The sequence below is a fragment of the Mesorhizobium sp. NZP2298 genome (assembly GCF_013170825.1).
GTDB lineage: Bacteria > Pseudomonadota > Alphaproteobacteria > Rhizobiales > Rhizobiaceae > Mesorhizobium.
In genome coordinates, this window is sequence record NZ_CP033365.1 from 2,897,750 (window position 1) to 2,917,050 (window position 19,301).

The following is a 19,301-nucleotide window of genomic DNA, read 5'->3' on the forward strand; positions in this document are numbered from 1 at the left end:
CTCGGCCGAGGGTGTATCAGGCGCTGATTTCGGCTGCCGTCTCCTCGGTGTTGGCGTCAGCCCGCTTGACGCGTTCGCTGGCCAGAAGCACGACCGGGCAGGCGACCGCGGCTAGTACCGCTGTCGCTGTGTCGCCGAAGAACAGCTCCTCGCCCGGCCGTTGGGTGACACCCATCACCACCATGGCGGCCCCTTTGGCCACTTCCCTGGCGATCGATCTGTCGGCCGTGGCCCGGGTGCGGATCGCGGTGTCGACGGCAACGCCGTAGCGGTCCGCGAGATCGGCGACATCCTTGAGCACGGCTTCCTCCCGGCGGTGCGAAACCGAGCCGGGCCGGTTGCCCTGCCTGGCTTGCGAGACATAGAGCACCTTGACGCGGGCCCGGTGCGGCCGCGCCAGCGCCAGCGCGAAATCGGCGGCGCGGCGTGCGACCTCGGTGCCATTGACGGGGACCAGTATCGTCGTTCCGGCGCGCAGTACGGGCATCTTTCCATTGGCTTTGGCGCCGTTCAGCACGAGGCAGAGCGGGCCGTCGAAGCCACTGCTGATGTCCTTCAGCGCGCCGCTGAAGATACCTTTGTCGCTCAGAGTGTTCTCCAGCCCAACCAGCAGAAGCCCATAGCCCTTGCGAGCTTCCGCCGCGATTGTCTCGGCGCTGGCTTCAGGCTCGGTGCGGGCTGTCAGATGGACCTTGTCGACAGGCGTGTCCTCGGCCTTGCTGACGGCCCTTGCACTCCTGGCGGCACCTTTCTTGACTTCCCTGGACGCGCGCTCCGGGCCTTTGTCGCTGACCTGCCGGGCGAGCTTGCCATCCTGGAGATGAAGCAGTGTGGTCGGCATGCCGCTGCCGCCGCCGACCAGGCCTGCGAGGTAAGCCGTGAACTTGCCGGCCGGGCTGTCGTCGACCAGCAGCAGCAGGCGCTCCAGCCTGGAGACGAAGCCGCGCTCGTCGAGCAGTTCGCGCTCGACGCGCTGCTTCTCGGCATGGTTGACGGGCAGGCGACCGAGCGCCCAGCGCAACATGGGCGGCATGGCGAGCGTGGTGATGACGGCCATGGTGACGATCATTGTGAACAGATTGTGGGACAGGATATTCATCGACAGGCCGATGCTTGCGACGATCACCTCGGTCGAGCCGCGCGCGTTCATGGCGCTGCCGACGGCGATGGCTTCCTTCAGCGACATGCCGGCCAGCCGGCCGCCGAGGAAGGCGCCGCCGAACTTGCCGACGCTGGCGATCGCCACCAGAGCAAGCGTCAGCAACGCCAGCGTCGGGTCGGTAAGCACGGTGAGGTCGGCCGAGAGGCCGGCCATGCCGAAGAACACGGGCATGAACAGAGCTGTGATGACGCCGCGCAGCTGGCTCTCGATGTGATCGGACAGGATCGGCGATTCCCCGACCAATATGCCGGCGACGAAGGCGCCGAGCACGGTATGGACGCCGATCAGGTTGGTGATCAGCGCCATCACGCCCATGATAATCAGGATGACCGTGATGACGGCGTATTCGCCACGGAAGGAGTCATTGCTCCAGCGGATCAGCGTGAACACCAGACGGCGGCCGATGGTGAAGGAAAACACCATGAACAGCGCCACCTCGGCCACCGTGGTGACGAGCGGCAGTACCTGCAGGCTGCCATTGGCGGCGATGCCGAAGGTGACGGCGACGATCAGCCAGCCGATCGTGTCCTCGATAATGGCCGAGGAGATGATGACCTGGCCGAGATTGCGGCGCATGAAGTTCATCTCGCGCACCACCATGGCGACGATCTTGACCGAGGAGATGGACAGCGCCGTGCCGATGAACAGCCCGGCAACGACGCGCTGCGTCGGGTCCGGCAAGAGCGAGTCCGGCAGGAACTGCGCCAGCGCGAAACCGAGGGCGAAGGGGACGACGACGCCCGTGATCGAGATCGAGAAGCAGGCGGCGCCCACCCGGCGCACCAGGCGCAGGTCCGTCTCCATGCCGGTCAGCAATAGAAGGAGAAGGATGCCGAGCTGGGAGACGGCATCGATCATGCTCTTTTGCGCCGGGTCGTTGGAGAAGATCAGGTGCTGGGCGTCGGGCCATATCCAGCCGAACAGCGATGGCCCGAGCAGGATGCCGCCGATCAACTGCCCCATGATCGCCGGCTGGCCATAGCGCTGGAAGATTTCGCCCAGGCCCCGGCCGACCAGCAGGAGAAGAACGATCTCGGCGACGAACACGCCTTCGGCCGAGCCGCCCATGCCCGAGGCATGTCCGGCCGGTTGCGCGGCCAACGCCTGGCTTGCCGGCGCCAGGACGACAAGGGCCGGCAGAAGGGCGGCCACGATGCCGTGTGACCTTGTAGCCGGTTGACGGTTCATGGGTCCCCCAAGATGCGCTGCGTCGGGCTGACCATCACAACGCGCGACCGGTGTTTGCGTTGCAGCCGCGTGGCCTCAGCCATCGAACTCAGACATGGACATCGCCGAAGGAGAGTTCGCCATCGTCGCCCGCCGCGAAAAAGACGATGGCGAGCAATCCCACATAGAACGCGGCCACGATCGCGACGATGGCGACGCCTGGAATGGCACCAAGGGCGGCGTTGTCGACCGTCTCGCGCAGCGAGCCGACAAAGCCGGTCCTGACGCCGACGGTTTGAAGGCTGGGTGTCGATATTTTCAGCACCCAGGCCAGCAGCAGGATGAGGAACAGGTAGATGTAATTCCGTCGCAGGCGCCGCGCCAACGCGGCGCGCTGCGACAGCAGGAACTTCGGCGCACGCAGACCTTCACCGACAATGAGCAGCCAATCCGATGCGAAGTCGGGCTGCGGGGAGAATATCTGCGCGAAATAGTGGCGTTCGAACTGGCGCACGCGTGCCCGGTAGAAGTCGAAGAACCGGTAACGGCGCGCCTCGATCCACAACAGCAGCAGGATCAGGAGCATGGCAAACAACAGCACGCCATGATGGGCGCTGGCCGTCGACAGCGACACCGACAGCATGGCCGCCACGACGGTGATCGCCCAGTTCGTCGTCCTGTCCAGACGGTCGCGCCATCCGGCCATGCGCGCGATCTCGGCACGGTGGAAATGCGACAGCGTGTTCACGCGCTCCGTCGATGAAAGGGCGAGGCCAGCAGGCTTTGCCGACACGTCGTTCATGGCATCCTCCGGCAAGGACTAGAACAGTTTGCCGGCAATATCGTTCCCGGTTTCCGCGGGCAGCGCGCCGATCGCCATCGGCGCGACAAGGAAGCGACTCGGTCCCGGCGACAGCGCCTTGACGGCAATCGCGAGCCGGCGGACGCCCCCCGATGTCCTGAATTGCCCGCATCTGTCCCTAACTGCCGGTATCGACGATCGGCGCATGCCTCTAGCGTTTCGGAGGGCCACCGGCCGGTGCGCCCGAGGGGATGTGCGCGGGCCGGAGGCCGGTCCGCAGGCGATGGGGCAGGGGCGGAATGGACATTCAACTGATGGCAGGCCGGCGACCGATGGCAGGCCGGCGTGCCTCGCTTGCGCTGGGGCTGGCGGCGCTCCTGTTGTCCAGTTCGTCCCTGGCGCTAGGGGCGTCGCTGACCTGGAACGGATCAAGCTCGGGCAACTGGTTCACATCAGGCAACTGGACGCCGTCTTCGCTGCCGACCGCAAGCGACCAGCTCACCATCAACAGTGCCGGCGTCAACACGGCAACCATCAGCTCTGCCGGGGCGGCGGCGCAGACAATCAATATCGGCAGCTCGGCCGGTTCGAACGGCGCGCTTGTCGTCACCGGCGCCGGCACGCTGTCGGTGGCGAGCAACTATCTCATCGTCGGCGATTTCGGCGCCGGTACGCTAACCGTTTCGGCCGGCGGCAAGATCACCAGCGCGGGCGGTGTCGTCGCCAACAATCCGTCATCTTCCGGCACGGCCACCATCACCGGTACCGGATCGCAGTGGACGAACAGTTTCCTGTCGATCTCGGCCGACGCCGGCGCGGTGGGGCGCATGAGGGTCGAGGCCGGGGGCAAGCTGTCGTCCAGCGGCAATGTCATGGTCGGCGAAAGTTCCGCGCTTGCCGATGGCCAGCTGATCGTCACCGGCAGCGGCTCCGATTTCACAATGACCGGATCGATAGCCGCCCAGTTCGTCATCGGCGCGACCGGCAAGGGCGATTTCCAATTGCTCGACAGTGCCACGGCGACGACCATCCGCACCTATGTCGGCGGCAATGTCGGCACCAGCGGGGTCGGCACCGCCACGGTTTCGGGCGGCGCATCGTGGTCGACCGGCAATCTGTTTGTCGGATTCCAGGGCAAGGGCGACCTGACCGTCTCGGGCGGCGGCAAGCTCACAACCACCTACACGGTCGGGGCCAGCACGGCGGCCAACATCGTCAACGGCAAGGTGACGGTGACCGGCGCCGGATCACAATGGAAGATCACGGGCGCCTACAGCAATGTGCCGCTGGCGATGGGCTCCATCAGCCAGACATCGGAACTCAATGTGCTGGCCGGTGGCACGGTGCTGATCGATTCCACCGCCAGCGGCTTCCTCAACGGCGACGCCAGGATCGCCAACGCCATCAACTCCAAGGCGGCGATCACCGTCGACGGCGGGGGCTCGAGCTTCACCACGCCCTATCGCCTCTATCTTGGCAACGCCACCAACTCGACCGCCACCGTGGCCGTTTCGGGCGGCGGCAAGCTCAGCACCGGCTACACCAACATCGCCAGTGCCAGCGACGCCACGGCAACAACGTCGGACATGGTGACGGTGACCGGCTCGGGGTCGCTGTGGACAATCAATGACACGCTTGGCTCAGGTCCCAGCGATCTGCAGGGACTTACCGTCGGGGGCGCCGGCAAGGGCGTGCTGACCATCGCCGACGGCGGTGTCGTCAGGGTCAATGGCGGCACCGGTACGGTCGGCATCGGCGCGCTGGCTGGCTCCTCGGGCACGCTCAACATCGGCGCCGCCGCCGGCAGCCCGGCGGCAGCGCCCGGCACGCTCGAAGCGGCGCAGGTGATGTTCTCGGGCTCCGCCACCGGGCCGATGGCGATCAATTTCAACCACACCTCCAGCAACTATGTCTTCGCGCCGAACATTGCCGGCTTCGGTCCGTTGGCCGGCCCCGCCGCTGTCAACATCCTTGCCGGAACCACCATCTTCACCAGCGAAAACGCTTATTCAGCGGTCACCAACATCAGCCCCGGCGCTGTCCTGCAGCTCGGCAATGGCGGCACGACCGGCAGCATCCGCGATGGTGTCGTCAACAATGACGGCACGCTGATCATCGACCGTTCGGCCGATATCTTCCCCCGCTATGCCGGCGTCATTTCCGGTTCAGGTTCGCTGATCAAGAACGGCACGGGGCTCGTCACGCTGATAGGCGCCAACAGCTATAGCGGCGGCACCACCATCAATTCAGGCGAGCTGCGTATCGGCAACTTCGACAACGACGGCGCGCTCACCGGCGACTATGTCAACCATGCCAAGCTGTCGGTGTTCTTCAACGGCACGCCGTCCTATTCCGGCGTCATCTCGGGCGAGGGCAGTTTCCAGAAAACCGGCAACGGCACGCTGACTTTGAACGGCGCGCAGACCTATACCGGCGGCACGCTGGTGTCGTTCGGCAGCCTGATCCTCGGCGGCGACAACCGGCTGGCATCGGCCGGCGCGCTTACCGTCAATAGCGGCATCTTCGACCTCAGCAATTTCAGCCAGACGGTTGGCGACCTTTCCGGCTATGGGCGGATTTTCGTTGGTGCCGGCAGCCTGACCGCCGGCGGCGCGGCCGACACCTCCTTCATCGGCCTCATCACCGGCAGCGGTACCTTCACGAAGGAAGGCACCGGCACGTTGACGATGGTCCCCAGCACCACCTTTTCCGGCACATTCACGGGCACGACCAACGTCAATGCGGGAACGCTCAAGGTCAACGGCTCGATGGCGTCGAGCACTTTTCAGGTCAATTCCGGCGGCCGGCTCGGCGGTACCGGATCGCTGGGCGCCACGACGGTCGCCAATGGCGGCACGCTGCTGGGCGTTGCCGGCCAGACGCTCACCATGGCCTCGCTGACGCTGAACGACACCTCCAGCCTCAGCGTCTCGCTGGGGGCGGCGAACTCCATGCCCCTGTTCGACGTCACCGGCGCGCTGACGCTGGATGGCAAGCTGTCGGTGAGCGACGCCGGCGGCTTCGGCAACGGCACCTACCGCATCGCCAATTATGGCGGCACCTTCACCAACAATGGCCTGGTGATCGGCAGCGTGCCGCCGGGCTTCAACCCCGGCGACTGGTCGATCCAGAGCGGCAGCGGCGCGGTCAACCTTCTGGTGGCGAGCGGCGCCGGCGAACAATATTGGGACGGCGCCAACATGACGCCCGGCGTTGTCGCCAACGGGCGTGGCGGCAACGGCGCCTGGGATTCCTCCAGCACCAACTGGACGAATGCGGCCGGCGACATCAACGCCGCCTGGGCAAGCCAGAAGGCGGTGTTCGCCGGGACGCCGGGCACGGTGACGGTGGTCGGTGCGCAGACCTTCACCGGCCTGCGCTTCGTCTCGCATCCGACAGACTGGACCTACACGCTCGCAGCCGGTGCGGGCGGCGCGCTGGTCACCAATTCGGCGGCCACCGAAATCATCGTCGCCGCCGATCCGGGCGCCAGCGTCAACAACGCCATCGTCAATGTCGGCATCTCCGGCACGGGCAGCATCGTCAAGCTCGGCGACGGCTCACTCACGCTGGGCGTGGCCAATGCCTATCAGGGTGGCTCGACCATCAAGGAGGGCGAACTCGTTGCGGCGGCCAATGGCGCGCTCGGCACCGGCGGCGTTTCGGTGACCGGCGCGCCGGCGGCAACATTGAAGCCTGTTCTGCGCTTTGCCGGCCCGGTCAGCGCTGGTGGCCTGTCGATCTCGACGCAGAACGGTTCCGTCGTGTTCGACAACCAGTCGAGCGCCGGCACAGCAACGATCACCAACCAGGGCGACGGCAAGACGGTGTTCCTGGCCGGCAGCAGCGGCGGTTCGGCCGTCATCACCAACCAGGGCGGCGGCAGCACGGCGTTCCGCGGCGACAATGCGTCCAATGCGGCCAGGATCGTCAACCAGGCCGGCGGCAAGGTCGACATATCGAGCTTCGACGCGGCGGGCGTGTGCAACTGCGTTTCGCTGGGTTCGGTGTCCGGTGGCGGCGACATCCTGCTCGGTGCGCACACGGTCAAAGTTGGCGCGCTCAATCTCGACGAGACGATTTCGGGCGTCATTTCCGATGGCGGCGCGCTGGCCAAGGGCAGTTTTGCCAAGGACGGTACCGGCAAGCTCATCCTATCCGGCGCCAACACCTATCTCGGCACGACGACGGTCAATGCCGGCATCCTGCAGGTCGACGGTTCGGTGGGCTCGGCCGATCTTGCGGTGGCGAGCGGAGCCACACTTGGCGGCAATGGTTCGATCGGAGGAGTGGCCAGCGGCACGGTGACCATCCAGGCCGGCGGCCATCATGCGCCCGGCGCCTCGATCGGCACGCAGACCATCAACGGAGATTACAGGCTCGCCGGCACGCTCGACATCGAGGTCGACACGGCCAGTGCCGACAAGGTCGTGGTGACGGGCACTGTCGACCTGACCGGCGGCACGCTTGCGTTGCATGAGCTGACCGGCACCGGCTGGCAGCCGAGCCAGACCTACACCATCATCGACAACCGGGGCGCCGGCGCGGTGACCGGACAGTTCGCCGCGATCAGCCATGTCTACGCCTTCCTGACGCCCGACGTGATCTACACCGGCGACGACGGCAACAATGTCGTGCTGACCCTTACCCGCAACGCGGTCGACTTTTCGTCCGTGGCCGAAACGCCGAACCAGAGCGCGGCGGCCGGCGGCATCGAGGCGCTCGGCGCCGGCAATCCGGTCTACAATGCCGTCGCCCCGCTTTCGGCCGACGGCGCACGCTTTGCCTTCGACCAGCTGTCGGGCGAGATGCATGCGGCCGTGCCCGGCCTGCTGCTCGACGAAAGCCGGCTGCTGCGCGACGCCGCACTTGCGCGGACGGGGGCTGCAATCGCCAATCCCGGCGTGCGGGGTTTCTGGATGCAGGGCGTCGGCCTCGCGCGCTCGCTCGACAGCGACGGCAATGCCGCCGATGTCGACGCCAGCACCGGCGCCTTCTTTGCCGGTGTCGATGCTACAGTGGCGGACGGCTGGACGCTCGGCTTCCTCGGCGGCATCAGCGTCACCTTGCTCGACGTCGACGACCGTGCCTCCTCGGCCGGAATCACCAGCGTGCATCTGGCCGCCTATGGCGGCGGCACGGTCGACAGCGTGCAGTTGAAGTTCGGCGCCGGCTACAGCCATCACGACATCGATACCACGCGCGATCCGGCCTTCCCCGGCTTCAGCGACCAGCTGAAGGCCAGCTACGGCGCCAGCACCGTGCAGGTGTTCGGCGAGGCATCGCGCGCTTTCGATGTCGGCGCGATGAAGGTCGAGCCTTTCGCGGGGCTGGCCTATGTCCATCTGTCGACCAACGGCTTTGGCGAGGAGGGCGGCGCGGCGGCCCTTGCCTCCGAGGGCATCGACAACGACGCCACCTTCACCACGCTTGGCGCGCGGCTGTCGCGGAAGTTCACGGTCGACGGCTCGGCGGTCGAAGCGCGTGCCTCGCTCGGCTGGCGGCATGCCTTCGCCGATCTGCCGGCGGCGCGGTTGTCCTTCGCCGGCGGGGACGCCTTCCCGGTGACCGGGGTGCCGATCGCGAGGGACGCGTTGGCGCTGCAGGCCGGCATCGACGTCGCCATCGGCCAAGCGAGCCGGCTCGGCTTCACCTATGACGGCCAGTTCGCCTCCGGGGCCATGGAGAACGCCTTCAAGGCAAGTTTCTCGACGCGGTTCTGAAGACGGAAAGATATTCGCCTGCGGTGGCGAGGGGCGCCGTTTGCTTGGGGGGAAACCCGGCAATTCGTGCCGAAAGGCCGTCCAGAAAGATCCCGTCAGGTTCTATTCCAGTGGTTTTTCCGCTCAAGGAAGTCAAAGCGGCGATTTTACTGCCTCAACTTGCACGCCGGCCCTGGTTGTTGGATAGTGACGCCAACGAACTGGGGGTTCGAGTGAAAATCCGGCGGACCGTCAGGAGGCTTCTGGCCCTGGCTGCCTCATTCCCAGATCCGGCGCTCAGGCGCAGCATGTCCATTGCCCTTCGCAGGACAGGATAAAGGGCGAGCCGTGTGCATCCGTATTGCGCCGGCCGGGTACCGGCGGCGCGGCGGATTGACAGCCTGAAGCCGGCAGCGCCGGCAATCGAACAGGAGTGGCAAAGCAGTGTAGGTCTTGGAGGGGCAGGAGATGGGCAGGAACATCGTCGTCTTCGCCGACGGCACCGGCAACAGCGCCGCCAAGGCGTTCAAGACCAATGTCTGGCGCCTCTACCAGGCGTTGGACCTCACCGGGGGCGACCAGATCGCCGTGTTCAGCGACGGCGTTGGCACCTCGCAGTTCAAGCCGTTCGAGATCATCGGCCTGGCGCTTGGCTTCGGTGTCAAGCGCCGCGTGCTGGCGCTCTACAAGTTCCTCTGTCTCAACTATGAGCCGGGCGACAGGATCTTCGCCTTCGGCTTCAGCCGCGGCGCCTTCACCATTCGCGTGCTGGTCGGGATGATTGCCCGCGAAGGGCTGGTCAACTTCAAGTCGGAAGAGGAACTCGACCGCAACGCGCTCGCCGCCTATCGGGCATACCGCCCCCAGGCCTTCGGTTCCTCGCTGCCCTGGGTCGTGTTCGCCCGCTTCGTGCGGGACAGGGCGGTCGACCTTTGGAATGAGATCACGGGGAGCCGCCCCTACAGCGCGGTCAAACCCGGGGATGACGATGACCGTTCCGCCGCCAGGATCCGCGTCGCCTTCATTGGCGTGTGGGACACCGTCTCCGCCTATGGCCTGCCGGTCGACGAGCTGACCAAGGCGGTGGACAAATGGGTCTGGCCAATGACATTCGCCAACAGGGACCTTCTCGGTGCCGTCGATTGTGCCCGGCAGGCCTTCAGCATCGACGACGAACGGCGCACATTCTTTCCGATTCCCTGGAATGAACGCGCCGCGGCAATGGCCGATCCACGCCTGCTGCAGGTCTGGTTCGCCGGCTGCCATGCCAATGTCGGCGGCGGCTACCCGGACGACAGGCTTGCCCACATCCCCCTGTGCTGGATGATCGGCGAAGCCGCGGAGCAGGGCCTGCAATTTAAGAAGGATCTGGTCGCCGACTATTGGGACTACGCGTCCGAGGCCGGGCGCATCTACGATTCGCGATCCGGCATCAGCGTCTTTTACCGCTACCATCCGCGCGACGCCCAGGATCTGATGGAGCGTGACGGCCGGCGCATCAATCATGGCGTAAAGCCGCTGGTCGATGCGAGCGTCATAATCCGGATGGCCAAGGGATGCGACGACTACGCGCCGATCGCGCTGCCCGAACATATCGACGTGCTGTCGCCGCTCGGCGCACGGATACCTTTCACCGGCCTGCCGGACAATCGCCTGGCGCCGATGAGCGAGGCCGTCCTGATCGACAAATTGCCGCTCCCGGCCGGACGCAAGCGCGATCTGGCCGACATGGAAAACAACTTCCGCGAAGCGCTGGGCAAGCTCCAGGAGAACGACACCGGTGAGGCGCCGGCGCCTGGCGAAAAGGCCGCCGCCGGCCGCGGTTATTCGCAGGGCCGCCTGGAACGCGCACAGCTGATGCGCGACACCGTGTGGTGGCGCCGTGGGCTGTACTATGCGCTGCTGTCGATCGGGGTCCTGTTCCTGGCGTTTCCGCTGTTTGCCGGCTATGTCACGCTCGATGTCGGCGGTGAGCTCGGAAAGTCCGCCTCCGGCCTCATCGGGCCGATCTTTGGTCTGGTCAGCGGCTTGCTGCCTGGTTTTGCCGCGCCATGGATCGATGCGGTGGTCAATCATCCGCCGGCGGCCGCAATCCTGGCCGCGCTGCTTGGCATTCTCCTGTGGGTCAACGGCGTGTTGCGCACGCGCATCAACGACCGTGCGCGGGCCGCCTGGAATGTCAACGCCGGGCGCAGCGCGACAATGCTGCAATCAAGCAGGAATGACGCGCATCGCCGCACGTCGCTGTTGGGAGCGGTCAGCCTCGGCATCGGCTCCTTGGCCGTGTGGCTTGGCGGAAATTACTACACCGGCTGGGTCTTCGCCGCAGGAGGGCTTGGCTCGTTCGCAACCTATCTCTTGCTGACCCGCAGGGGACCGCGCCGCGGGGTCGCGCCGACCCCTGTTTCGCTCCGCTTCGCCCGCGCGGTGCGGACGAACCCGCTCGCCCAATGGGTCTACGACAAGCTGAGGGAATTTGTGCTGCCGGCGGTATTTCTTATCCTGTCGATCGGCCTCATCCTGTTTGCCGTCAACAAGGCCACATTCGAGGTCGCCGATTCCATGGGCGCCTTCTGCGCCGAACCCGCGCTTGGCGACCCGCCGGAAGGCGAAAGGCTGACGGGCACACCCTACGTCCTCCACACCGCTGACATGTGCGGCGACACCGGCAACTGGCTACAGGAAGGGGTTCGCTACGAGGTGGAGATTTCCATCGTCGCCGGGGACCCATGGCTCGACGGAGACGGGGACAAGGACAAAGCGTGTGCCGATACACGTGGCCTCGCCAGCGGCAGCGTCGCGCATTATCTGGGAACACTGATGAAACGCTGGTGGGCGGAGCCTTATTTCAAGCCCATCGCCCGCGTTAGCCGCTTCGGCAACGACGAGTATGTCCTCAATGCCGTCGAGCCGGTGATCCCCGGCCAATGCGCGAACATGAAGCTGACCGCCGAGATCAAGCCCAAGGCATCGGGTGAGCTCTATGTCTATGTCAACGATGCGGTGTTCGGCCTGCCCGGCGTCTACGACTTCTTCTACCGTCACAACCATGGATCGGCCGAGGTGAAGGTCAGCAAGGTGAACGTGTTTCCCTGAGCCGGCTGGCCGTCACTCCGGCCCGCCGATCCAGTCGACCAGCAGGGCGGCAAGGCCGAAGATCGCGCCGATGGCACAGACACAGGGCCATCCGCCCCAGCTACAGCCTATGCCGGCCAGCAAGGACCCGACGGCGCCGCCAAGGAAGAAGATGCCGACGAACAGGCCGTTGAGGCGGCTGCGCGCCTTGGGCTGCAACAGGTTGATGGCGCGGCGGCCGAGCGTCTGGTCGCCGGTGACGCCAATATCGAGCAGTACGGCGCTGGCGCCAAGCAACGCCAACGGTTGCCATGCGGCTCCGGACTGGGAGGAGCCGGCCCAGGCGGCGAGCGCCATCGCGCCGATCAGCACGAGATGGCAGACGATGGTGGCGGATCGCGTCCAGCCATGGTCGCCGGCGCGGCCGAACAGCGGCGTGACCACGGCGCCTCCGGCGCCGACCAGTGCGAAGAGCGCAATGCCGCGCTGGCCAAGGGCGAAAGGCGGCTCTGCCAGGCGCAAGGCCACCGCCGTCCAGAACAGGCTGAACGCCGCCATCACCAGGGCCGCCGTCAGTGCGCGGCGCCGCAGCATCGGTTCGTCGCGCAGCAGGTCGAACAGTGAGGCGATCAGCGCGCCGTAGGAGGACTTCACCTGAGGGCGCCGGCGCGGCAAGGTGAAGGCGAGTACGCAGGCGAGCAGGACCAGTGCGGTGGCGCTGAGGCCGTAGAAGGCCCGCCAGCCCCAGGCGCCGGCGACAAGGCTGGCCAGCGGCCGCGCCAAGAGGATGCCGATCATCAACCCGCTCATCACGTCGCCGATGACGCGGCCGGCCGCGCCGGGTGGCGCCATCGAGGCGGCGATCGGCACCAGGATCTGGATCGCCGAGCAGGCGGCGCCGAGGACGAACAGGACGATCAGCAGCGAGGCGATGGTGGGCGCGAAGGCGGCGACGCCAGCCGCCAGGGCGGCCGCCAGGAGCATGCGCAGGATCAGGGCGCGGTTCTCGGCGAGATCGGCCAGCGGCACCAGGAAGAACAAGCCGGCGGCATAGCCGAGCAGGGTGGCCATGGCGACGAGACCGATGCTCGCGGCACCGGCGCCGAGCGACGGGCCGATCAGCCCGACCAGTGTCTGCGGCGCGAACAAATTGGTGACGATGATGCCGGTAGAGGCGGCAAAGAGCAGCGTCTGCGGACCGGTGATGGTGCCGGCGGGCAGCCGCTCGCACAATTGGCCGTCATTGGTGTCGAGCATAAGGTCCTCAATAAGGTTGCATATTGGGTGAGGACTTTATGCCGAAGGATTATCATGCTACAATTCAATCAATTCGATAATGATTATGCGAGATACGCATGAATATCCATGATCTCGAAGCCTTCATCGCGGTGGTGGAAACCGGCTCGATCGTCGGCGCCTCGGCCAGGCTCAACCTCACCCAGCCGGGCGTCACGCGCCGCATCCAGAACCTCGAGGATGGGCTGGCGACGGCACTGCTCGACCGCCAGTCGAAGCCGCTGAAGCCGACCGCCTCGGGGCGCCAGGCCTATGAGCATGGAAGGCGCGTGCTGCGTTCGCTGGAAGATCTCAAGGCCGGCGTGTCGCCGCAGGGCGAATTGAACGGCGAGTTCCGGCTGGGGATCATGCCCTACCTGTCGGATGCGGCCCTCGCGCTGCCGCTCGACCGGCTGCGCGCGGCGTTTCCGAACCTCACCTTGCGCATCACGTCCGGCTGGTCGCCACGGCTGGTGGAGCAGGCGGTGCGCAGCGAACTCGACGCGGTCGCAGTCTGTCTTCCCGACGGCGTCAGGCCGCCGGACGAGCTGGCCTGCGACGATCTCGGCCTGCAGTCGGTGCTGCTGGTCGCGGCACCTGGTCTCGGCGTGCCGAAGCCCGTTGATCTCGCCACGCTTTCGCGCTTTCCCTGGGTGATGAACGAGAATGGCTGCGGCTTCCGCGCCTTCATCCGCCACACGCTGGAGGCGGCGCGGCTGCCTTTCCAGGTCGGGGTCGAGGCGCTGAGCGCGGATCTGCGCATGTCGCTGGTCGCGCGCGGCCACGGCATCGGCCTCGTCACGCCGGCGGCCTTCGCCGAAAGCCCGTGGCGCGACAAGGTCGAGATCATCGACTGCACGGATTTCAAACCGCGGGTGCGGGCGTGGATGCTGCATCGCCCGCCGGCCGGACGCCTCGGCCGGCCGATCACGCTGTTTCGCGACGCATTGCTGGAAGGGCTGGAGGCGCCGCTGCCGCTGTCGTCGTAGTGGTTGGCGAAACTGGCAGTTGTAGTGGTGCTCGCCATGGCTAGGATTGCCACATGAGGTACAATTTGCTGAACTTCGCCTTATCGCCAGCGCAAAAGGCTGCAGCGTAAGACGGCTGCGATTGAGTTGCGGAACTCTTTCAGGCGTTGGCGGGACAGAGGGCGCGCGAAGGAACGAGGCGTGTCCATTCTCGCATCGCCACCCTCGATCATCCCAAAATAGCATCCGGGCCGGCGCCGCAGACGATGGCGCAGACGCGCTCGCCCTGCTTCAACCGCACTCGGCCCTCGGCCAGTGCCGCGATGGCGGCGGCGCCGCTGAGGTCGGCGGCGAGGCCCATCTCGAACCACAGGCTTCTGGCGGCGCGCAGCATCTCGTCGTCGTCGACCAGCACGATCTCGTCGACCTTGTCACGGACAATGTCGAAGATGCGGTCGTCGGTCTTGGCGCAGGCCATGGTCGCCACCGAGGTGGTCACCTTGTCCAGCGCCACGTTGCGGCCGGCTTCGAGCGCGCGCAGCAGCACCGGCGAGCCTGTCGCCTCGATGCCGACGACGCGCACATGCGGCGCCAGCGCCTTGATCGCGGTCGCGACGCCGCTGACCAGGCCGCCGCCGCCCATGGCGACAAGCACCGTGGTGACATCCGGCATCTGGTCGAGGATTTCTAGGCCGACCGTGCCTTGCCCGGCGACCACCGCCGGGTCGGCGAAGGGGTGGAAATAGACGGCGCCGGTTTCGCGGACGAAGGCCTGCGCCGCCTCGTTGGATTCGTGCCAGGCCGAGCCGACGATGTGGGTGGCCGCGCCCCAGGCGCGCAGCTTCTCGATCTTGGCCGGCGAGGCGTTGGTCGGCAGGAAGATGGTTGCCGGCACACCGGCCATGAAGCCCGCGCGGGCGGTAGCTATGCCATGGTTGCCACCCGAGGCGGTGACGATGCCATGCTTCAGCGCGGCGGGGTCGAGCGAGAGCAGCCTGTTGGTGGCGCCGCGCGCCTTGAACGATCCGGTGACCTGCAGCAGTTCCAGCTTCAGCATCAGGTCGACGCCGCCGGCCAGCGGTGTCTTGAGGTTGCCGGCGGCCATCATCGGCGTGCGCCTGACATTGCCTTCGATGCGCGCGGCGGCAGTGCGGATGTCTTCCAGCGCGATCACGCCAGCTCTCCTTCATAGCGCGTGGCGACGGTGACGCAGCAATTGCCGACAACGACACGGCCGGGCTGGCGGCGGCCATAGACGATGCCGTCCGAGAGGTAGCGCACGGTCTCGGGCGCGCGGCCGGGGTCGGCCAGATTGTGGATGCGGCCGGCGTCCTCGCCGGCATGCACCTCGGCGCCCAGCGCGTGGAACGGTTCGAACACGCCATTGGCGGTGGCCAGCACATAGCCCTCATGGCCGGGGATGCGCAGGATGTTTTCGGGCCTCGCGGCAGGCGGCCCGCCTGTCGGCGGCAGCACGCCGAGGTGGCTCAGCACATTGCGCACGCCCTTGCGGCAGATGCCGAGCGCGTCGAGTGAGACCGTACCGGCGCCGGCCATCTCGGTGCCGACGGTGGTCAGCCCGGCCCGCACCGATGTGGCCGTGGAGGTGCGCGGCTCGCCGAGATTGTCGATGACGACGGTGAGCGGAGCGTCGAAGGCGAGCACCGCTTCCATGTTGCGCCTGCGGTGGGCGGCGTCGGGCGCCGGCTCGATGATGGCGCTGGGCAGGATGTTGAGCGAGGAACCGCCGGAGTGAAGATCGACATAGGCATGGCCGAGCGGCATGACGACGTCGCTGACATAGGCCGAGATCTGCTGGGTGATGGTGCCGGTTGGATCGCCGGGGAATGTGCGGTTGAGGTTCAGCCCGTCGACAGGCGAGGTGCGGCGGCCGGCCAGCACGGCCGGCAGGTTGATCGCCGGCAGGAAGATGATGCGGCCGCTGACCATGCCCGGGTCGAGATCGCGGATGAGTTCGCCGAGCGTGATCGGCCCCTCATACTCGTCGCCATGGTTGCCGGCCTGCAGGATGACGGTCGGCCCGTTGCCGTTCTGGATCACCGCGAGCGGAATGCGGGTCGCGCCCCAGGCGTCGTCATGCGGCGAATGCGGAATGTCGACGAAGCCGATCTGCTTGCCGGAACGGTCGAAATCGATGGTGGTGCGGGCGGTGGACATGCGGGCCATGTTTCTCTTTGAAACTCTGCGGGAATGGAGGTGGCGAGGGAGAGGCGGCGAGGGCGGAAAGGCCCCCGCCGCCAAAAAAAGGTCAGATCGGCGGCAGGGTCGACAGCGTGGTGCCGATCCACTTCTGCGACAGCGCCGAGAGCGAGCCGTCGAGCATGCCGAGATGGATGTAGGTGTCGAGCCAGCGCAGCAGCTCCGGGCTGCCCTGCTGGATGCCGATGTAACAGGGCGAGAATTGCAGGATGAATTTGGGCTTCAGCTGCACCTTGGCGTCCTTGTCCATCAAATCCTTGGCCACGACATCGGCGGTGGCCAACAGTTGCGCCTGGCCGGAGGTGAAAGCGGCCGCGGCGGTGGCGTCGTCGTCGAAGCGCACGATCTTGGCGTTGGGCGCGGCCTTGGTCAGTTCGAGATCCTGCGTCGTGCCGCGCGCCACGGCGATGGTCTCGTCCTTGAGTTCGGCCGGGCTCTTCACCGTGATGCTGTCGGGGCCGAAGACGCCGATCGAAAGCGCCGCATAGGGCGAGGTGAAGGCGATCTGCAGCGCGCGCTCCGGCGTCGCGCCCATGGCGGCGATGACGATGTCGAGGCGGTCGGTGACCAGATAGGGCACGCGGTTGGCGCCGGTGATCTGCTGCAGTTCGAGCTTGACGCCCAGCGCTTCGGCGATCTTCCTGGCCATGTCGACATCGAGGCCGACCGGCTCGTTCTTGGCGTCGACCGAACCGAAGGGCGGCACGTCGATCGGCACGCCGATGCGTACCGTGCCGGCGGACAGGATCTTCTGCAGGTCGGCCGCTCGCGCCGGTATTGCCGAGACGGCGCCGGCCAGGAGCACGGCTGTGACGATCCTGGTGAGATGCTTGAACATGGAACTTCCCCTTTTTCTGGTTGGACTTTCTTTTCTTAGTGAAGGACGGCGCTCAGGAAGCTCCTGAGTTCGGCCGTACGAGGCTCGAGCAAGGTCTCACGCGCTGGTCCATCCTCGTGGATGCGGCCCTCGTGCATGAAGATCACGCGGTCGGCGACGTTCTTGGCAAAGTTCATCTCATGGGTGACGAGCATCATGGTCATGCCTTCGCTGGCGACGCTTTCGAGCACGCGCAGCACTTCGCCGACCAGTTCGGGGTCGAGCGCGGAGGTGATCTCGTCGAACAGCATCAGGGTCGGCTGCATGGCCAGCGAGCGCGCGATGGCGACGCGCTGCTGCTGGCCGCCGGACAACTCGTCGGGATAGGCAAGCAGCTTGTCGGCGAGGCCGACCTTGGCGACCACGGCGCGGGCGACTTCGCGGGCGGCCGGCGTGTCGAGCTTGCGCACCAGCTTCAGCGCCAGCGTGACATTGCGCTCGACATTGAGATGCGGGAACAGATTGTAGCTCTGGAACACCATGCCGGCGCGCTGGCGCAGGAGGTTGAGGTCGGCCCCGGGCGCGGTGACGTCGATGCCGTCGACGACGATGCGGCCGGCCTGCACCTTCTCCAGCCCGTTGATGCAGCGAAGCATGGTCGACTTGCCCGAGCCCGAGCGGCCGATGACGGCGACGATCTCGCCTTTTTCCACGTTGAGCGAGATGCCCTTCAGCACCTCGACGGCGCCGAAGCGCTTGCGGATATCGGCGATTTCAACGAGCGACATGAAGTCTCCTTTCCAGCATGCGGGCGAGCTGGGAGAGGGAAAAGCAGATGACGAAATAGATGGCGGCGGCGGTGAGGTAGACCGGCAGCGGGGCGAAGGTCGCGCCGCTGATGATCTGGCTGGCGCGGGTCAGTTCGACGAAGCCGATCAGCGCGGTGAGCGAGGTGTTCTTCACCAGCTGGACGAGGAAGCCGACGGTCGGCGCGACGGAGATGCGGATCGCCTGCGGCAGCACAACATGGCCGAGGCGCTGCGCATAGGTGAGGCCGAGCGCGGCGCCTGCCTCCCATTGCCGCTGCGACACCGATTGCAGGCTGCCGCGCCAGATCTCGCCGAAGAAGGCCGAAGCGTAGATCGACAGGGAAAGTGCCGCCGCCGTCCAGGCGTCGACCGAGAGGCCGATCAGCGGCAGGCCGAAGAAGAAGACGAAGAGCTGGCCGAGCAGCGGCGTGCCCTGGATCAGGTTGATCCAGGCGATCGCCAGCCAGTTGAGCGGCCTGAACGGGATGACGCGCAGGACGGCGACGACGATGCCGAGCAGGCCGCCGCCCACGGTGGCGGTGAGCGCCAGCAGCAGCGTCCAGCGTGCGGCCTCGATCAGGTAGACGATATCGGTGCCGCCAAATTCGCGGATCATCGGCGCGGCCTCCTGACGAAGACCATCCAGTAGACGCCGGCGAAGAAGGCCCGGAAGCCCAGCGTCAGCACAAGATAGGAAACGGTGATCAGCGTGTAGGTCTCGAAGGAGCGGTAGGTGCGCGAGTCGATGAAGGCGGCCTGGTGGAACAGCTCGGTGGCGCCGATGGAGGAGACGACGCTGGTGGTCAGCATGATCAGCACGAACTGGCTGGCCAGCGCCGGGTAGATCGTCTTGACCGCCTGGAACAGCACGACATGGCGGAAGGTCTGGCCGGCGGTGAGGCCGAGCGAGCGGCCGGCCTCGACCTGGCTCTGGCGCACCGACTGGAAGCCGGCGCGCAGGATTTCCGCGCCATAGGCGCCCATGTTGATCGACAGCGCGATCAGCGCGGCGGTGTTGGCGCCAAGCTTGATGCCGATCGAAGGCAGGCCGAAGAAGACGATGAACAGCTGCACCAGCAGCGGCGTGTTGCGCAGCGCCTCGACATAGACGCGGGCGCAGGCGCGCAGCGGCATAAGCGGGCTGATCGAGGCCATGGCGAAGATCAAGCCGATGGCGAGGCCGCAGAGCATGGTGACGACCGAGAACTGCAAGGTCAGCAGCACGCCTTGCGCGATCTCGGGGATATAGCGCAGCAGGACATCAAATTTGAAATTATAGCTCATGGATGCAGAGCGTCCCCCTA

At 66.3% G+C, this 19,301-nt stretch carries 12 protein-coding genes; 3 read left to right on the forward strand and 9 right to left on the reverse strand.

What is annotated here, in order from left to right; genetic code table 11:
- Nucleotides 1-16 precede the first annotated feature (16 nt).
- Nucleotides 17-2,350, reverse strand: a complete 2,334-nt coding sequence (locus EB231_RS13965; RefSeq protein WP_445299307.1) for a cation:proton antiporter domain-containing protein — start codon at nucleotides 2,348-2,350, stop codon at nucleotides 17-19.
- 88 nt (nucleotides 2,351-2,438) lie between these two features.
- Complete coding sequence (locus EB231_RS13970; protein ID WP_172349313.1) at nucleotides 2,439-3,131, reverse strand: DUF2270 domain-containing protein; 693 nt, start codon at nucleotides 3,129-3,131, stop codon at nucleotides 2,439-2,441.
- A gap of 299 nt (nucleotides 3,132-3,430) precedes the next feature.
- Here EB231_RS13970 and EB231_RS13975 point away from each other — a divergent pair, with 299 nt between their 5' ends.
- Entirely contained in the window at nucleotides 3,431-8,854 is a 5,424-nt protein-coding gene (locus EB231_RS13975; protein WP_206681916.1) for an autotransporter domain-containing protein, read from the forward strand.
- A gap of 447 nt (nucleotides 8,855-9,301) precedes the next feature.
- Complete coding sequence (locus EB231_RS13980; protein ID WP_172349315.1) at nucleotides 9,302-11,929, forward strand: DUF2235 domain-containing protein; 2,628 nt, start codon at nucleotides 9,302-9,304, stop codon at nucleotides 11,927-11,929.
- Nucleotides 11,930-11,941: 12 nt separating this feature from the next.
- Here EB231_RS13980 and EB231_RS13985 read toward each other — a convergent pair whose 3' ends face one another.
- The gene (locus tag EB231_RS13985) at nucleotides 11,942-13,165 is read right to left on the reverse strand and encodes an MFS transporter (RefSeq protein WP_172349316.1); all 1,224 of its coding nucleotides are present in this window, start codon (nucleotides 13,163-13,165) and stop codon (nucleotides 11,942-11,944) included.
- Nucleotides 13,166-13,263: 98 nt separating this feature from the next.
- Between EB231_RS13985 and EB231_RS13990 the strand changes: the two genes are divergently transcribed.
- Nucleotides 13,264-14,172: a LysR family transcriptional regulator gene (locus tag EB231_RS13990; RefSeq protein ID WP_172349317.1), complete on the forward strand. Its 909-nt coding sequence runs from the start codon at nucleotides 13,264-13,266 to the stop codon at nucleotides 14,170-14,172.
- A gap of 208 nt (nucleotides 14,173-14,380) precedes the next feature.
- Here EB231_RS13990 and EB231_RS13995 read toward each other — a convergent pair whose 3' ends face one another.
- The 6 genes from EB231_RS13995 to EB231_RS14020 form a co-directional block, all read right to left on the reverse strand.
- Nucleotides 14,381-15,325, reverse strand: a complete 945-nt coding sequence (locus EB231_RS13995; protein WP_172349318.1) for a threonine ammonia-lyase — start codon at nucleotides 15,323-15,325, stop codon at nucleotides 14,381-14,383.
- Entirely contained in the window at nucleotides 15,322-16,338 is a 1,017-nt protein-coding gene (locus EB231_RS14000; protein WP_172349319.1) for a succinylglutamate desuccinylase/aspartoacylase family protein, read from the reverse strand. Before EB231_RS14000 ends, EB231_RS13995 begins: the two co-directional genes overlap by 4 nt.
- Nucleotides 16,339-16,420: 82 nt before the next feature.
- Nucleotides 16,421-17,209, reverse strand: a complete 789-nt coding sequence (locus EB231_RS14005; protein WP_172349320.1) for a transporter substrate-binding domain-containing protein — start codon at nucleotides 17,207-17,209, stop codon at nucleotides 16,421-16,423.
- 35 nt (nucleotides 17,210-17,244) lie between these two features.
- On the reverse strand, nucleotides 17,245-17,976 hold the full coding sequence (locus EB231_RS14010) for an amino acid ABC transporter ATP-binding protein (RefSeq protein WP_172349321.1): 732 nt from the start codon (nucleotides 17,974-17,976) through the stop codon (nucleotides 17,245-17,247).
- Nucleotides 17,963-18,613, reverse strand: a complete 651-nt coding sequence (locus tag EB231_RS14015) for an amino acid ABC transporter permease (RefSeq protein ID WP_172349322.1) — start codon at nucleotides 18,611-18,613, stop codon at nucleotides 17,963-17,965. The genes EB231_RS14010 and EB231_RS14015 overlap by 14 nt, the downstream gene beginning before the upstream one ends.
- Nucleotides 18,610-19,281 (reverse strand): amino acid ABC transporter permease, encoded by a 672-nt coding sequence (locus EB231_RS14020; protein ID WP_172349323.1) that lies wholly within the window; start codon nucleotides 19,279-19,281, stop codon nucleotides 18,610-18,612. The genes EB231_RS14015 and EB231_RS14020 overlap by 4 nt, the downstream gene beginning before the upstream one ends.
- Between the last annotated feature and the right edge of the window lie 20 nt (nucleotides 19,282-19,301).

Excerpts from the sequence above, each read along its gene's own strand:
- EB231_RS14000 (WP_172349319.1), bottom strand. The coding sequence starts at position 16,338 with ATGGCCCGCATGTCCACCGCCCGCACCACCATCGATTTCGACCGTTCC.
- EB231_RS14020 (WP_172349323.1), bottom strand. The coding sequence starts at position 19,281 with ATGAGCTATAATTTCAAATTTGATGTCCTGCTGCGCTATATCCCCGAG.
- EB231_RS13975 (WP_206681916.1), top strand. The coding sequence starts at position 3,431 with ATGGACATTCAACTGATGGCAGGCCGGCGACCGATGGCAGGCCGGCGT.
- EB231_RS14015 (WP_172349322.1), bottom strand. The coding sequence starts at position 18,613 with ATGATCCGCGAATTTGGCGGCACCGATATCGTCTACCTGATCGAGGCC.
- EB231_RS14010 (WP_172349321.1), bottom strand. The coding sequence starts at position 17,976 with ATGTCGCTCGTTGAAATCGCCGATATCCGCAAGCGCTTCGGCGCCGTC.
- EB231_RS13985 (WP_172349316.1), bottom strand. The coding sequence starts at position 13,165 with ATGCTCGACACCAATGACGGCCAATTGTGCGAGCGGCTGCCCGCCGGC.
- EB231_RS13965 (WP_445299307.1), bottom strand. The coding sequence starts at position 2,350 with ATGAACCGTCAACCGGCTACAAGGTCACACGGCATCGTGGCCGCCCTT.
- EB231_RS13980 (WP_172349315.1), top strand. The coding sequence starts at position 9,302 with ATGGGCAGGAACATCGTCGTCTTCGCCGACGGCACCGGCAACAGCGCC.
- EB231_RS13970 (WP_172349313.1), bottom strand. The coding sequence starts at position 3,131 with ATGAACGACGTGTCGGCAAAGCCTGCTGGCCTCGCCCTTTCATCGACG.
- EB231_RS13990 (WP_172349317.1), top strand. The coding sequence starts at position 13,264 with ATGAATATCCATGATCTCGAAGCCTTCATCGCGGTGGTGGAAACCGGC.
- EB231_RS14005 (WP_172349320.1), bottom strand. The coding sequence starts at position 17,209 with ATGTTCAAGCATCTCACCAGGATCGTCACAGCCGTGCTCCTGGCCGGC.